The following is a 14,976-nucleotide window of genomic DNA, read 5'->3' as shown; positions in this document are numbered from 1 at the left end:
ATCGTCCGTGATCTTCACCCGGTCCTCCGGTTCCCTCATCCGGGCGGGAGGCAGGCAAGATGGGGGCGTGACCCTTATCGATCAGCTCCCCCCGACCGCCGACCCGGACGCCCTCTTCGAGTCCTTCTCCTCATGGACCGAATCGCAGGGCATCACCCTCTATCCGGCTCAGGAGGAGGCGCTGATCGAGGTGGTCTCCGGGGCGAACGTGATCCTCTCCACCCCCACGGGCTCCGGGAAGAGCCTGGTCGCGGCGGGTGCGCACTTCACCGCGCTGGCCCAGGACAAGGTCACGTTCTACACCGCCCCGATCAAGGCGCTGGTCTCGGAGAAGTTCTTCGACCTGTGCAAGCTCTTCGGCACGGAGAACGTCGGCATGCTGACCGGCGACGCCTCGGTCAACGCCGACGCCCCGGTCATCTGCTGCACCGCGGAGGTGCTGGCCTCGATCGCGCTGCGCGACGGCAAGTACGCCGACATCGGCCAGGTCGTGATGGACGAGTTCCACTTCTACGCGGAGCCCGACCGCGGCTGGGCCTGGCAGATCCCGTTGCTGGAGCTCCCGCAGGCGCAGTTCGTGCTGATGTCCGCCACGCTCGGCGACGTCAAGATGTTCGAGGAGGACCTGACCCGCCGCACCGGCCGTCCGACCTCGGTGGTCCGTTCCGCGACCCGGCCCGTCCCGCTGAGTTACGAGTACCGCCTGACGCCGATCACCGAGACGCTCACCGAACTCCTGGACACCAGGCAGTCGCCCGTCTACATCGTGCACTTCACCCAGGCCGCCGCCGTCGAGCGGGCGCAGTCGCTGATGAGCATCAACATGTGCACGAAGGAGGAGAAGGAGAAGATCGCCGACCTGATCGGCAGCTTCCGCTTCACCACCAAGTTCGGCCAGAACCTCTCCCGCTACGTACGGCACGGGATCGGGGTGCACCACGCGGGCATGCTCCCGAAGTACCGCCGCCTCGTCGAGAAGCTCGCACAGGCGGGCCTGCTGAAGGTGATCTGCGGTACGGACACGCTGGGCGTCGGCGTCAACGTGCCCATCCGCACGGTGCTGTTCACCGCTCTCACCAAGTACGACGGCACCCGGGTGCGCACGCTGCGCGCCCGTGAGTTCCACCAGATCGCGGGGCGCGCGGGCCGGGCCGGGTTCGACACGGCGGGCTTCGTCGTCGCGCAGGCCCCCGAGCACGTCATCGAGAACGAGAAGGCCGTCAAGAAGGCCGGCGATGATCCCAAGAAGAAGCGCAAGGTGGTCCGCAAGAAGGCCCCCGAGGGCTTCGTCGCCTGGTCGGAGACCACCTTCGACAAGCTGATCCAGTCCGAGCCCGAGCCGCTGACCTCCCGCTTCCGGGTGACCCACACGATGCTGCTCTCGGTGATCGCCCGCCCGGGGAACGCCTTCGAGGCGATGCGGCATCTACTGGAGGACAACCACGAGCCGCGCAGGGCGCAACTGCGGCACATCCGGCGGGCCATCGCGATCTACCGCTCGCTGTTGGACGGCGGTGTGGTGGAGCAGCTCGACACGCCCGACGCGGAAGGCAGGATCGTACGGCTCACCGTCGACCTCCAGCAGGACTTCGCGCTCAACCAGCCGCTGTCCACGTTCGCGCTGGCGGCCTTCGACCTGCTGGACGCCGAGTCTCCCTCGTACGCCCTGGACATGGTCTCCGTCGTCGAGTCGACGCTCGACGACCCCCGGCAGATCCTGGCCGCGCAGCAGAACAAGGCGCGCGGCGAGGCCGTCGGGCAGATGAAGGCCGACGGTGTCGAGTACGAGGAGCGGATGGAGCGGCTCCAGGAGGTCACGTATCCGAAGCCGCTGAGCGAGCTGCTCTGGCATGCGTACGACGTGTACCGCACGAGCCACCCGTGGGTCGGTGACCATCCGGTGTCGCCGAAGTCGGTGATCCGCGACATGTACGAACGGGCCATGACCTTCACGGAGTTCACCTCGAACTACGAGCTGGCCCGCACCGAGGGCATCGTGCTGCGCTATCTGGCGAGCGCGTACAAGGCCCTTGAGCACACCATCCCCGACGACCTGAAGTCCGAGGACCTGGAGGACCTGATCTCCTGGCTGGGCGAGATGGTCCGTCAGGTGGACTCCAGCCTGCTGGACGAGTGGGAGCAGCTGGCCAATCCGGAGGTGGAGACGGCGGAGCAGGCACAGGAGAAGGCCGACGAGGTCAAGCCGGTCACGGCCAACGCCCGCGCCTTCCGGGTCCTGGTGCGCAACGCGATGTTCCGCCGGGTGGAACTGGCGGCCCTGGACCGCGTCCGTGACCTGGGCGAGCTGGACGCCGACGCGGGCTGGGACGAGGACGCGTGGGGCGAGGCCATGGACGACTACTGGGACGCGCACGAGGACCTGGGCACGGGTCCGGACGCGCGCGGCCCCAAGCTGCTGAAGATCGACGAGGACCCCGAGCACGGGCTGTGGCGGGTGTGGCAGGCCTTCGCCGACCCCGCTGGGGACCATGACTGGGGAATTCGTGCGGAGGTCGATCTCGCGGCCTCCGACGAGGAGGGCCGGGCCGTCGTCCGGGTCACGGCCGTGGGCCGGCTGTGACGGCGCACCGGCCAGGAGAGTGGAGAAGAACCGCATGACGAACCCCGCCGACAGCCTGGTCGACCTGCTCGACCTGGAGCGGATCGAGGTCAACATCTTCCGTGGCCGCAGCCCCGAGGAGTCCCTGCAACGGGTCTTCGGCGGGCAGGTCGCCGGCCAGGCCCTGGTCGCGGCCGGCCGCACCACCGACGGGGACCGTCCCGTCCATTCGCTGCACGCCTATTTCCTCCGTCCGGGACGGCCGGGCGTGCCGATCGTGTACGACGTGGAGCGGGTGAGGGACGGCCGTTCGTTCACCACGCGCCGGGTCACGGCCGTGCAGCAGGGCCGGACGATCTTCAATCTCACGGCGTCCTTCCACCGCCCCGAAGAGGCCGGCTTCGAGCACCAGCTGCCCCCTGCCCGTGTCGTCCCCGACCCGGAGGAGCTTCCGACGGTCGCCGACGAGGTGCGCGAGCACCTCGGTGGCCTGCCCGAGGCGCTGGAGCGGATGGCCAGGCGCCAGCCCTTCGACATCCGTTACGTCGACCGGCTGCGCTGGACCCAGGACGAGGTCAAGGACGCCGACCCGCGCAGCGCCGTGTGGATGCGCGCGGTGGGCCCGCTGGGCGACGACCCGCTGGTGCACACCTGCGCGCTGACGTACGCGAGCGACATGACGCTGCTGGACGCGGTCCGCATCCCCGTGGAGCCGCTGTGGGGGCCGCGCGGCTTCGACATGGCCTCGCTCGACCACGCCATGTGGTTCCACCGGCCGTTCCGGGCGGACGAATGGTTCCTGTACGACCAGGAGTCGCCCATCGCCACGGGTGGCCGGGGACTGGCCAGGGGGAGGATCTACGACCGCCAGGGGCAGTTGCTGGTGTCCGTGGTGCAGGAGGGGCTGTTCCGCCGGCTCGACGGCGCGTGACAGCCCCCGGGGCGGGTCAGATGCCCGGGAGCGGGTCCTGGTCCACCTCGTGACGGCGGGTCCGGATGCCGGGCCCGCCCGGATGCAGTTTGGCATCGCAGGCGGGGCCGAGTCCGGCGCGGCGTGAGTCCGTGCCGGTGAGCGGGCGCCCGCACAGGGCACAGCGCACCGGACGGCGGCCCGGGGGCGGAACCGGCTCGGCCGGCGGCCCGGGGACATCGGGAAAGGGCTCGGGGGACTCCACGGGGGAATCCTCTCAAGCCGGTACGACAATGACGAAGGAGACCGGCGGTTGAGCGGCGTGCTGAGAATGGAGCCCGTTCCGCGGGACCGTGGAACGGCGGCCGGGGGTGCGGGCCCCCTTCCGGTGACCCACCTGGTGCGGTGCGACGACGGCCGGGGAGCCGGCAGCGTGCTGGCGTACGTGGAACGCGACCTCCCTCCGGGCGGGATATCCGCCTACCGGGCGGCGCGGGGCAGCGGGGCGCGCTCCTTCGCGCTGTGGGCGGACGAGCGCCGCGAGAAGCGGCTGGCCTCCCTGGTGACCGTGTCGGCCGGCAGCGGGGTGGCGGTGTACCAGGTGCTGGGAGCGCACGGCGAACTCCTCGGCACCCTCGTGCGCGAGAAGGCGCTCAGGGGCAGGGGCCTGCGCACCCGCTGGACGGTGACTCCGGCGGGCGGCCCGGAGGCGGTGGGTTTCAAGGGCCGGATCGTCTGGTGGTTCGTGTGGTGGCTGCTCTCCCCCGTGCAGATCCTGATCATCCTGCTGAGCCTGCTGAGCGGTGACGGTGACGCGGCACGCGGGCCCCGGCGCATCGTGTGGCGTGCGGGCAGGGACGTCCCGCTGGAGTTCAGGTCGAAGGGTGATGCCCTGCACGTGCACGCGCCCGGTCACGACCCGCGCCTGGGTGCGGCGCTCGTGGCCGTGATGCGTACGTTCGACAGCTGGCTGCTCGGCAGGGAGTGGGACGACGGGAAGGAGTGAGGGCCGGTCCCGTCACCGGCCGGGCGCCTCCGAAACCGGCGGTCCGGCCTGCCCGTCGCCCGCCGGACCGGTGTGCCGCTGTGGGAGGGTATCGGTCCATGACCGCCCGATCTACGGCATATGCGCCCGGACGCCACTGCCCTGCGTACGCCTCCTCCCGACCCCGGGGAGACGCCGCGTGGACATGATCCATATCCGCGCGGTCAGCCCGCCGGACCTCACCGAGCGCGTCGAGCAGTTTCTCTCCGGCACCCCGTACGTCCTGAACCTGATCGTGCAGCGGGGTGCCGCGCGGCGTCCCGACGGCGACTCCATCGGGTGCGACGTGCTGGCGGGTGCCGCGAACGAGGTCCTGCGCGGACTGCGGCTGCTCCAGGTCGACGTGCGCGGATCCGTCGTCGTCGAACCGGTCGACATGGCGCTCCCGGGGCGGGCGTCGGAGGCCGCGGCGCGCAGGCTCGGGGCACTCACCGGCGCACCGGTCTGGGAGCAGGTGGAGGCCCGCATCCGGTCCGAGGGGAGGTATGCGCCGAGTTTCTACCTCTACCTGGTCGTGGCGGGGCTGATCGGCTCGGTCGGCATCGTCACCAACTCCCAGATCCTGATCGTCGGAGCGATGGTCGTCGGCCCCGAGTACGGGGCGATCGTCGCCGTGGCCCTGGGCATCGACCAGGGGAACCGGGCGATGGTCCGCACGGGACTGACCGCGCTGTGCGCGGGCCTTCTGCTGACGATCGTGGTCACCTTCCTCTTCAGCCTGCTCATCCGCGGCTTCGGGCTTCAGTCCGAGGCGTTCGACCGGGGACTGCGGCCGGTCTCCGACCTGATCAACACCCCGAACTTCTTCTCCTTCGCCGTCGCCGGCCTGGCCGGTGTCGTCGGCATCGTGTCGCTGACCGAGGCGCGCACGAGTGCCCTGCTCGGGGTGTTCATCTCCGTCACGACCATTCCTGCGGCGGCGGCGATCAGCGTCTCCACGGCCTTCGCCAGCTGGTCCGAGGCGTGGGGCTCCCTCGTCCAGCTCCTGGTCAACATCGTGGTGCTCATCGTCGTGGGCGCGGGGGCGCTCCGCTTCCAGCGGGCGATCTGGCGGTGGGTGGGCCGGAAGCAGGCACGGGACGGCGGGCGCGCCTGAGAGCACGCGGTCCCGTACCACCGGGGGCCGGACCCACCTGTGTCGGCGCCGACCGGGAACCGCGCCCGCAGGGCCGCGCGCCGCCCGGAAACCGCGCCGAGCGGCCGGAATCAGCCGGGCCCGCGATGATGGGAGGCAGGCCGCTCGCACCGCCCCGCCCGCAGCCAGGAGGGCCCTCATGCCGAAGGAACGCACCTCACCGCTCCGCGCCGTACCGGGCGCGACGCCGCAGGAACGGGCCGCGCTCGGCAGGGCGGCGCGCAAACGGGCCCCCCGGTCCAGCCATCGCGCGTACGAGCCGCCGGCGGACCGGCCCGATCCGCTGGCCCTCCTGGAGGCGCAGTCCGCGGCCAGGGTGCCGGAGCTCGTACCGATCCGGTACGGGCGGATGACGGAGTCACCGTTCCGCTTCTACCGGGGCGCCGCGGCGATCATGGCGTCCGACCTGGCCGGTACACCTCGGTCCGGGCTGAGGGCCCAGTTGTGCGGTGACGCCCATCTGCTGAACTTCAGGCTGCTCGCCTCCCCCGAGCGCAACCTGCTGTTCGACATCAACGACTTCGACGAGACCCTGCCGGGGCCCTGGGAGTGGGACGTCAAGCGGCTGTCCGCCAGCCTCGCCATCGCCGGGCGCGCCAACGGCTTCACGGACAAGGAACGGGCCCGCATCGTGCGGGCGACCGTGCGGTCGTACCGGGAGTCGATGTTCCGGTTCGCGGAGATGCGCAACCTCGATGTCTGGTACACGAAGACGGATGCGGACCGCCTCAGGACCGTGGCCGGCGACAGGCTCGCCGCCCGGGGCCGCAAGCGTGTGGCGAGCGCGGTGTCCAAGGCCCGCTCCCGGGACAGCCTCCAGGCGTTCGCCAAGCTCACCGAGGAGTCGGGCGGACGGTTCCGGATCGCCGCCGACCCGCCGCTGATCGTGCCGCTCGCCGATCTGCTGAGCGGCAGGGAACTCCACGCGACCCAGGACCGCCTCCACGAGCTGATCCGGCGCTACGGCCGCAGCCTTCCCACGGACCGCAGGGCTCTGCTCGCCGACTACCGCCCGGTGGACATGGCCCGCAAGGTCGTGGGCGTGGGCAGCGTCGGGACGCGCTGCTGGATCATTCTCCTGCTGGGCAGGGACGGCGGGGACCCGCTCTTCCTCCAGGCCAAGGAGGCGGACACCTCGGTACTGGCGCCGCACACGGGGGCGAGCGCGTACCGGAACCAGGGCCGGCGGGTGGTGGCCGGCCAGCGCCTGATGCAGGCGGCCGGCGACATCTTCCTGGGCTGGGAGCGGGTGGACGGCCTGGACGGCAGGCAGAGGGACTTCTACGTACGCCAGTTGCGCGACTGGAAGGGCATCGCCGAACCGGAGCTGATGGTGCCGCGCGGCATGGCCGCCTTCGGGGAGCTGTGCGGGTCGACGCTGGCCCGCGCGCACGCCCGGTCCGGTGACCGCATCGCCATCGCGGCGTATCTGGGCCGGAGTGATGTCTTCGACCGGGCGCTGGAGACGTTCGCGGAGCGGTACGCCGACCAGAACGAGAGGGATCACCAGGCCCTGGTCGACGCGGTCACGGCGGGCCGCCTTCCGTCGGTTGAGGAGGCGGGGAAGTAGCGGGGCCGGATTCACCGGGCCTCAACAGCGGGTGCATCACGGACATAAATGGACATCGTGGTATCACCGTGTGGACCCCGGGCGGGCGTTACGCCCCGCGCGGGACCCGACACCGAGGAGACCATGACCATGGCCGAACCGGCCGGAACGCCCGGCACGGACTCGCCTGATCCGCTCACGGTGATCCGCAGCCGGAGTTACGCGGTGCTGCTGATCATGGTGGCGGCGCTCGGAGTCCCCATCTCCGCCGCGGCGTTCGGCTTCCTGGCGCTCATCCATGAGGTCGAGTCCCTGACCTACGAGGACCTCCCCCGCGCACTGGGCTTCGACGGCACGCCGTCCTGGTGGCCGGTGCCGCTGCTGGCGGTGTCGGGGCTGCTGACCGCGCTGGCCATCCGTCACCTCCCCGGGACGGGCGGGCACAAGCCGGCCGAGGGCTTCGTGAACTCGGGGGCCCCGACGGCCGCGGAACTTCCGGGGGTCGCGCTCGCCGCCCTGGCGTCCCTCGCACTCGGAGCGGTCCTCGGCCCCGAGGCCCCCCTCATCGCCCTCGGCGGCGGACTGGCCGTCTACGCCGTGCGCCTGCTCAAGCCGGGCATCGAGCCGGGTGCGAGTGCCATGGTGGCGGCGGCTGGGAGCTTCGCCGCCGTCAGCACCCTGCTGGGATCGCCGCTCCTCGGCGCGTTCCTGCTGATGGAGGCGTCGGGTCTCGCCGGGATGACGCTCGGCCTCGTACTCGTGCCGGGACTGCTCGCCTCGGGCATCGGCTCGCTCATCTTCATCGGCCTGGGCTCGTGGACGGGCCTGGGGACGTACTCCCTGACGCTTCCCCATGTGCCGCACACGCCCGATCCGACCGTGGCGGAATTCGGCTGGGCCATCGCCCTCGGGGTGGCTGCGGCTTTCGTGGGCACCGGCATCAAGCGGCTCTCCCTGGCCCTTCAGGAGCGGGTCGAGCAGCGCCGGGTGATCACGACGGTGGTGATGGGCCTGACGGTCGGCGTGCTCGCGCTCCTCTACGCCGAGAGCACGGGGCGGAACGCGTCCGAGGTGCTGTATTCGGGCCAGGACGCCCTGGGCGGGCTGCTCGCCGAGGACGCGACGTACGCGGTCGGGACACTGCTCGTGCTGATCGTCTGCAAGGCCCTCGCGTACTCGGCGTCCCTGAGTGCCTTCAGGGGCGGCCCGATCTTCCCCTCGATGCTCCTGGGGGCGGCGGGCGGGCTGGCGCTCTCGCACCTGCCCGGCCTCAATGCCACCTCTGGTTTCGCGATGGGAATCGGTGCGATGTGTGTGGCGATGCTCCGGCTGCCGATGACGTCGGTGCTGCTGGCCACGCTGCTGCTGGGCTCCGAGGGCATCACCGTGATGCCGCTCGTGATCGTCTCCGTGGTGGTCTCCTACGTTCTCGTGCTCAGGCTCGAACGTCCTTCTGCGGCGAGCACAGCGCCCAGATGACGAAGACGTTGATCGCGATGAGGACGATCGACCAGAACGGGTAGTACGGGAGCCAGAGGAAGTTGGCCAGCGCGAGGAGCCCGGCGAGCAGAACGCCGACGAAGCGCGCCCAGAGGGCCCCGCTGAACAGGGCGAAGCCGGCGACCACGACGACGATGCCCAGAATGAGGTGCACCCAGCCCCAGCCGGTCAGGCTGAACTGGAACACGTAGTTGCGCGTCGAGACGAACAGGTCGTCCTCTGCGATGGCGGCGATCCCCTCGAAGATCGCCATGGCCCCACCGAAGATCATCATCACTCCGGCGAAGACGGTCCAGCCGGACGGAGCCGCTTTGCGACCTCCGGCGGAGTCATGGCCCGTTCGCGTGCCACTCACACTTCCAGCCATGTCGGCCTCCTCGTGTTTCCAGTCACTTCGCAACACAAGCCGCATAACGGCTTATGTGCTCTTTATCAGACTTACACGTCGTCACTCGATCGGCACCACAGATCATCAGGTCCCCTATGTCTCAGAAGAGAGATACAGTCCCGGATATGAGAGACGAAGGCAGCGTCGACGACCGCCTCGCGGCTCGGCTGGGCATGCTCCGCACCGAACGCGGCTGGTCGCTGGACGAGCTGGCCGGACGGTCGGGGGTGAGCCGCTCGACGCTGTCCCGGCTGGAGCGCGGCGAGCTGAGCCCGACCACCACCGTGCTCGGCCAGCTCTGCACGGTGTACGGGCGGACGATGTCCCGGCTGCTGATGGAGGTGGAGGCGGAGCCGCCGCAGCTCGTTCCGGCCGGACTCCAGCAGGTCTGGCGGGACGAGCGGACCGGTTTCGTACGCCGCTCGGTCTCGCCGCCGCACGCCGGGCTGCGCGCCGAACTCATCGAAGGCACGCTCGACGCCGGTGCCGTCGTCTCGTACGAGAACGCGCCCGTCCCCGGGGTGGAGCAGCATATCTGGGTACTCGAAGGCACCGTCGAGATCACCGTCGACGGCACGGTGCACACCGTGCGCCGGGGCGACTGCCTGCGCTTCCGGCTGCGCGGCCCCTCGAACTTCCATTGCCCGGGCCCGGAGAGGGTCCGCTACGCACTGATCATCGTCCTGCCGTGAATGTGAAAGGACCCATACCCATGACCGAGATCGCCCTGGTGTCCGGCCCCGAGCTGGTCACCTACGCCGATGAACTCGCCGCCGTACTGATCGAGTCCGTGGAGGGCGGGGCCTCGGTGGGCTTCCTCGCGCCGGTGGACCGCGCGGACGCCGCCGTCTGGTGGCGGGAGCGGGCCGCCGCGGTCGAGGCGGGGAGTCACCGGGTCTGGATCGCCCGCGACGACGAAGGGGTGGTGGGCACGATCGGCCTGGTCAAGGCCCTCCTGCCCAACGCCCGCCATCGCGCGGAGGTCGCCAAGCTCATCGTCAGGCCCTCTGCACGGGGCCGGGGAGTCGGCCGCGCCCTGCTCGGTGCCGTCGAGGAGTGGGCAGCCGAGGAGGGTCTGACGCTGCTCGTCCTGGACACCGAGACGGACAGCGTCGCGGAGCGGCTGTACCGCTCGGCGGGGTGGATCCGGTGCGGCTCCATCCCCTGGTACGCGGCGGACCCCTCCGGGACGCTCAAGGGCACGACGCTCTACTACAAGGCGCTCGGCCGCCTCTCCGCCTCCGGCGAGGGCGCGTCACAATGAGAGCGACGCCACGCAACCGAGGAGTTCCCGCATGACACTGCATGACATCCCGCTCCGCACCCTCAGCGGTGAGCCGACGACGCTGGGGGCCTACGAGGGCTCGGCGGTCCTGCTGGTGAACGTCGCGTCCAAGTGCGGCCTCACTCCGCAGTACGCGGGCCTGGAGCGGCTCCAGAAGGAGTACGGGGACCGCGGGTTCACCGTTCTCGGAGTCCCCTGCAACCAGTTCGCGGGCCAGGAGCCGGGCAGCGCGGAGGAGATCCAGACCTTCTGCTCGACGACCTACGGCATCAGCTTCCCCCTCCTGGAGAAGATCGACGTCAACGGCGACAACCGCCACCCGCTGTACGCGGAGCTGACCAAGGTCAGCGACTCCGAGGGCGCCGCCGGTGACGTCCAGTGGAACTTCGAGAAGTTCCTCATCTCCCCCGCCGGCGAGCCCGTCGCCCGGATCCGCCCCCGGACCGAGCCGGAGGCCCCGGAGGTCGTGGCCGCCATCGAGGCTCAGCTGCCGCGGTAGCAGCGGACGGCGGGACACACGGACGGGGCCGGACCGGGTGACGGTCCGGCCCCGCTCGCGCACCCTCAAAGGACGCCTCAGCGAATCGGCATCCCCGACAGGGTGCGGGCGATCACCAGGCGCTGGATTTCGCTCGTGCCCTCGAAGATGGTGTAGATCGCGGCGTCCCGGTGCATGCGCTCGACCGGGTACTCACGGGTGAAGCCGTTGCCGCCGAGGATCTGCACGGCCTGGGCGGTCACCGACTTCGCCGTCTCGCTCGCGTAGAGCTTCGACATCGAGCCCTCGGCCGCGGTGAACGGCTTGCCCGCGCTCGCCATCCAGGAGGCGCGCCATACCAGGAGCCGCGCCGCGTCGATCTGCGTGCGCATGTCGGCCAGCTGGAAGGCGACGCCCTGGTTGTCGATGATCGGGCGGCCGAACTGGCTGCGGGTCTTCGCGTAGTCGAGGGCGACCTCGTAGGCGGCGCGTGCGGTGCCGACCGCCATGGCACCCACCGCGGGGCGGGATGCCTCGAAGGTGGCCATCGCCGCGTTCTTCACGCGCTCCCCGCCGGACTTGGCGCGCTCGCGGGCCCGGGCGAGGCGCTCGTCGAGCTTCTCCTTGCCGCCGAGCAGGCAGTGGCCGGGGATACGGACGTCCTCCAGGACGACCTCGGCCGTGTGGGAGGCGCGGATGCCGTGCTTCTTGAACTTCTGCCCCTGCGAGAGCCCCGGGGTGGCCGGCGGGACGATGAAGGAGGCGTGGCCCTTCGAGCCCAGCTGCGGGTCGACGACGGCGACGACGACGTGGACGTTGGCGATGCCGCCGTTGGTCGCCCAGGTCTTGGTGCCGTTGAGCACCCATTCGTCCTTGGCCTCGTCGTACACCGCGCGGGTGCGCATCGACGCCACGTCCGAGCCGGCGTCCGGCTCGGAGGAGCAGAAGGCGGCGACCTTCACGTCGGAGGCGTCGCCGTACATCCGGGGGATCCAGGTACCGATCTGCTCCTCGGTGCCGTTGGCGAGGACGCCGACGGCCGCCAGGCCCGTGCCGACGATCGACAGGGCGATACCCGCGTCACCCCAGAAGAGCTCCTCCATCGCCATCGGGATGCCCAGGCCCGTAGGGTCGAAGAACTGCTGGGCGTAGAAGTCGAGGGAGTAGATGCCGACCTTGGCCGCCTCCTGGATGACGGGCCAGGGCGTTTCCTCACGCTCGTCCCACTCCGAAGCGGCCGGCCGGATCACATCGGCGGCGAATCCGTGCAGCCAGTCACGGACCTGCTTCTGGTCGTCGTTGAGCTCGAGCGTGAACTCGGCCATTTTCCCTCCACGTACGTATGGATAAACCCGTTACTAGCGGTAACAACAGTCTGTTACCAGCAAGTAGCTTCTGTCAACCGGTCAGCGGGGGGGATCCGCGCCCGGTGGAGCAGGGTGTTACGTTGCCCGGGGGCGAGACGAAATCGCAGGACAGCCGGGTGGGGCGGGAGAAACGACATGGAGACCGCACGAGGGGCCGAGCGGCAGCGGACGGCGGCCGAGCGGCGCCGCCGGGAGCTGCTCGAAGCCGCGGACCGAGTGGTGCTCAGGGACGGCCCGAAGGCCTCGATGAACGCGATCGCCGCGGAGGCGGGCATCACCAAGCCCATCCTCTACCGGCACTTCGGCGACAAGGGCGGGCTGTACCGCGCGCTCGCCAAGCGTCACACCGATGCCCTCCTCAGCGCCCTGCGGGCCGCACTCGACGCGCCTTCCGAGCGGCGCGCGCGGGTCGAGGCGACCCTGGACACCTATCTCGCGGCGATCGAGGCACGCCCCCAGGTCTACCGCTTCCTGATGCACCCGTCCGACGACGCGGCGCCCCCGCCCGAGCAGGGCTTCGACGTCGGCCGCCACTCCGCCCCGCTGCTGCGGCGGCTCGGCGAGGAGCTCGGCAAGGTGATCGTGGAACGGGTCGACCTCGGCCCGGACAGCGAGCAGATGGCGCGCATCTGGGGTCACGGCATCGTCGGCATGATGCACGCGGCCGGCGACTGGTGGCTCGGTGACCGGCCGTGTTCGCGGGAGCAGTTGGTACGCAGCCTCGCCGACCTGCTCTGGGGCCGGCTGGCCGACGCCGGCGACCTCCCGGGCGGTCCGGGGTTCTGAGAGCACCTCTCCGGCCCTGACCGGGCCCCGCGCGGCTCAGGTGGCGGACGTGCGGCCCCAGGGTGCCCGCCGGGCCGCACGCAGCGCCCTGGTGCGGCGCAGCCCCGTCAGCCGGTCGGTGTAGATCAGGCCGTCGAGGTGGTCGCACTCGTGCTGCAGGCAGCGGGCGAACCAGCCGGTGCCGGTGACCCGCACCGGCTCCCCCGTCATGGTCCGCCCCTCGACCACGGCGTGGTCGAAGCGCGGCGTGCCCGCCTCCAGACCCGGAAGTGAAAGACAGCCCTCCGGTCCGCGTACGGTGATCCCGTCGGCCTCGACGAGTACGGGATTGACGAGGTGGCCCAGGTGACGGACGTCGTCGTCGTCCGGGCAGTCGTAGACGAACACCTTGAGCGGCACACCGATCTGGTTCGCGGCGAGCCCTACACCGTTCGCGGCGTACATGGTGGCGAACATGTCCTCGACAAGCCGGGCGAGCGAAGGGCCGAAGTCGGTGACGTCGTCGCAGGGGCCGTGCAGCACCGGGGCACCGAACAGGCTCATGGCACGAACGCGTCCGGAACTGCCGGGGATCGGGCGGTTTCGCATGGGGAGAAGCGTACGTTCCACGTGACCTCCACGTTCGCCGTGGTGCCGACGTGCGGTCGCGGCACCGGACATCGATAGGCTGGGTGCGGACTTACGCAAGGAGGATCTAGGACGATGGCAGGCAACACGGAACCGTTGTCGCCGCGGGCCAAGCTCGCCGTGACGGCGGGCAAGGCCGCGGCGGCGGTGTCGCGCGCTGCGGGGCGCGGCAGCGGATCGGTGATCGGCGGCCGGGTGGCGCTCAAGCTCGACCCCGACCTGCTGGGGCGGCTGGCGCAGCACCTGGACGTGATCCTCGTGTCCGCGACGAACGGCAAGACGACCACCACCCGGCTGATCGCCGAGGCGCTGCGGGCCGCGGGGCCCGTCGTGTCCAACGCACTCGGAGCCAACATGCCCGCGGGGATCACCTCCGCGCTGGCGGGCGGCTCGGACGCGAAGTACGGCGTGATCGAGGTGGACGAGAAGTACCTCGCCGGTGTGGCACGTGACACGACGCCCAAGGTGATCGCGCTGCTCAACCTCTCCCGCGACCAGCTGGACCGCGCGGCGGAGACCCGGATGCTGGCCGAGAAGTGGCGTGAGGGACTGTCCGGCTCCAAGGCCGTGATCGTGGCCAACGCCGACGACCCGCTGATCGTGTGGGCCGCGTCCTCCTCCCCCAATGTGGTGTGGGTCGCGGCGGGGCAGGCGTGGAAGGACGACGCCTGGTCCTGCCCGTCCTGCGGCGGTGTGATGCAGCGCCCGGGCGACGACTGGTTCTGCGGCGAGTGCGGTTTCCGCCGCCCCGCCCCCAGCTGGGCGCTGAACGGCGACTACGTCCTGGACCCGCACGGTTCCGCGTGGCCGATCCACCTCCAGCTGCCGGGCCGCGCCAACAAGGCGAACGCCACGAGCTCGGCCGCCGTGGCCGCTGTGTTCGGGGTACCGCCGCAGGTCGCCCTGGAGCGCATGTACCAGGTGCAGGCCGTGGCGGGCCGCTACGACGTCGTCTCCTTCCTCGGCCGTGAGCTCCGGCTCCTGCTGGCGAAGAACCCGGCGGGCTGGCTCGAAACGTTCTCCCTGATCGACCCGCCGCCCACTCCGGTGATCCTCTCCGTGAACGCGCGCGGCGCGGACGGCACGGACACCTCCTGGCTGTGGGACGTGGACTACACCCAGCTCTACGGCCACCCGATCTTCGTGCTCGGCGACCGGAAGCTGGACCTCGCGGTCCGGCTCGAGGTGGCCGGACTGGACTTCCGCGTCTGCGAGACCCTGGACGAGGCCGTCCAGATGGCTCCTCCCGGCCGCATCGAGGTCATCGCCAACTACACCGCCTTCCAGGATCTGCGCCGTCGTGTCGGCAACTGACCCCCGCGCGGGCTCCCCCCGGAGAGGACGAA

The 14,976-nt window shown here is 70.7% G+C and carries 15 protein-coding genes; 11 read left to right on the top strand and 4 right to left on the bottom strand.

Annotated elements, in window-relative coordinates:
* Positions 1–67: 67 nt before the first annotated feature.
* Both ACWCQM_RS38410 and ACWCQM_RS38405 read left to right on the top strand, forming a co-directional pair.
* Complete coding sequence (locus tag ACWCQM_RS38410; protein ID WP_073750003.1) at positions 68–2,581, top strand: DEAD/DEAH box helicase; 2,514 nt, start codon at positions 68–70, stop codon at positions 2,579–2,581.
* A 34-nt stretch (positions 2,582–2,615) separates the two neighbouring features.
* Complete coding sequence (locus ACWCQM_RS38405) at positions 2,616–3,491, top strand: acyl-CoA thioesterase (protein ID WP_450919714.1); 876 nt, start codon at positions 2,616–2,618, stop codon at positions 3,489–3,491.
* Between the two features lie 16 nt (positions 3,492–3,507).
* Here the strand turns inward: ACWCQM_RS38405 and ACWCQM_RS38400 are convergent, their stop codons facing one another.
* Complete coding sequence (locus ACWCQM_RS38400; protein WP_450919713.1) at positions 3,508–3,735, bottom strand: DUF6011 domain-containing protein; 228 nt, start codon at positions 3,733–3,735, stop codon at positions 3,508–3,510.
* Between the two features lie 123 nt (positions 3,736–3,858).
* Between ACWCQM_RS38400 and ACWCQM_RS38395 the strand changes: the two genes are divergently transcribed.
* The 4 genes from ACWCQM_RS38395 to ACWCQM_RS38380 all read left to right on the top strand — a co-directional run bounded on the left by ACWCQM_RS38395 (position 3,859) and on the right by ACWCQM_RS38380 (position 8,678).
* A complete protein-coding gene (locus tag ACWCQM_RS38395) occupies positions 3,859–4,476 on the top strand; it encodes a hypothetical protein (RefSeq protein ID WP_450919712.1) in 618 nt (205 codons plus the stop codon).
* A gap of 178 nt (positions 4,477–4,654) precedes the next feature.
* Positions 4,655–5,611, top strand: a complete 957-nt coding sequence (locus tag ACWCQM_RS38390) for a DUF389 domain-containing protein (protein ID WP_450919711.1) — start codon at positions 4,655–4,657, stop codon at positions 5,609–5,611.
* Positions 5,612–5,789: 178 nt separating this feature from the next.
* Positions 5,790–7,220 (top strand): DUF2252 domain-containing protein, encoded by a 1,431-nt coding sequence (locus ACWCQM_RS38385; protein ID WP_450919710.1) that lies wholly within the window; start codon positions 5,790–5,792, stop codon positions 7,218–7,220.
* A gap of 123 nt (positions 7,221–7,343) precedes the next feature.
* Entirely contained in the window at positions 7,344–8,678 is a 1,335-nt protein-coding gene (locus ACWCQM_RS38380; RefSeq protein WP_450919709.1) for a chloride channel protein, read from the top strand.
* Here ACWCQM_RS38380 and ACWCQM_RS38375 read toward each other — a convergent pair.
* Entirely contained in the window at positions 8,635–9,066 is a 432-nt protein-coding gene (locus tag ACWCQM_RS38375; RefSeq protein ID WP_450919708.1) for a DUF7144 family membrane protein, read from the bottom strand. The genes ACWCQM_RS38380 and ACWCQM_RS38375 overlap by 44 nt on opposite strands.
* A gap of 146 nt (positions 9,067–9,212) precedes the next feature.
* On the opposite strand from ACWCQM_RS38375, the gene ACWCQM_RS38370 reads away from it, so the two are divergent.
* Genes ACWCQM_RS38370 through ACWCQM_RS38360 form a run of 3 tightly spaced genes read left to right on the top strand, consistent with a single transcriptional unit; the run spans position 9,213 to position 10,871 of the window.
* Positions 9,213–9,779 (top strand): helix-turn-helix domain-containing protein, encoded by a 567-nt coding sequence (locus ACWCQM_RS38370; protein ID WP_450919707.1) that lies wholly within the window; start codon positions 9,213–9,215, stop codon positions 9,777–9,779.
* A gap of 20 nt (positions 9,780–9,799) precedes the next feature.
* On the top strand, positions 9,800–10,351 hold the full coding sequence (locus tag ACWCQM_RS38365) for a GNAT family N-acetyltransferase (RefSeq protein ID WP_450919706.1): 552 nt from the start codon (positions 9,800–9,802) through the stop codon (positions 10,349–10,351).
* A gap of 31 nt (positions 10,352–10,382) precedes the next feature.
* Complete coding sequence (locus ACWCQM_RS38360) at positions 10,383–10,871, top strand: glutathione peroxidase (protein ID WP_450919705.1); 489 nt, start codon at positions 10,383–10,385, stop codon at positions 10,869–10,871.
* A 77-nt stretch (positions 10,872–10,948) separates the two neighbouring features.
* Here ACWCQM_RS38360 and ACWCQM_RS38355 read toward each other — a convergent pair whose 3' ends face one another.
* Positions 10,949–12,175, bottom strand: a complete 1,227-nt coding sequence (locus ACWCQM_RS38355) for an acyl-CoA dehydrogenase family protein (RefSeq protein ID WP_450919704.1) — start codon at positions 12,173–12,175, stop codon at positions 10,949–10,951.
* Between the two features lie 177 nt (positions 12,176–12,352).
* Between ACWCQM_RS38355 and ACWCQM_RS38350 the strand changes: the two genes are divergently transcribed.
* Positions 12,353–13,003, top strand: a complete 651-nt coding sequence (locus ACWCQM_RS38350) for a TetR family transcriptional regulator (protein ID WP_450919703.1) — start codon at positions 12,353–12,355, stop codon at positions 13,001–13,003.
* A gap of 36 nt (positions 13,004–13,039) precedes the next feature.
* On the opposite strand, the gene def is transcribed toward ACWCQM_RS38350, so the two are convergent.
* Positions 13,040–13,591: a peptide deformylase gene (gene def / locus ACWCQM_RS38345; RefSeq protein WP_450919702.1), complete on the bottom strand. Its 552-nt coding sequence runs from the start codon at positions 13,589–13,591 to the stop codon at positions 13,040–13,042.
* Positions 13,592–13,705: 114 nt separating this feature from the next.
* Here def and ACWCQM_RS38340 point away from each other — a divergent pair, with 114 nt between their 5' ends.
* The gene (locus tag ACWCQM_RS38340; RefSeq protein ID WP_073750015.1) at positions 13,706–14,944 is read left to right on the top strand and encodes a Mur ligase family protein; all 1,239 of its coding nucleotides are present in this window, start codon (positions 13,706–13,708) and stop codon (positions 14,942–14,944) included.
* The last annotated feature ends 32 nt before the right edge of the window (positions 14,945–14,976 follow it).

The sequence above is a fragment of the Streptomyces sp. NPDC002125 genome (assembly GCF_053593715.1).
This window is presented reverse-complemented; position numbering and strand designations above follow the sequence as displayed.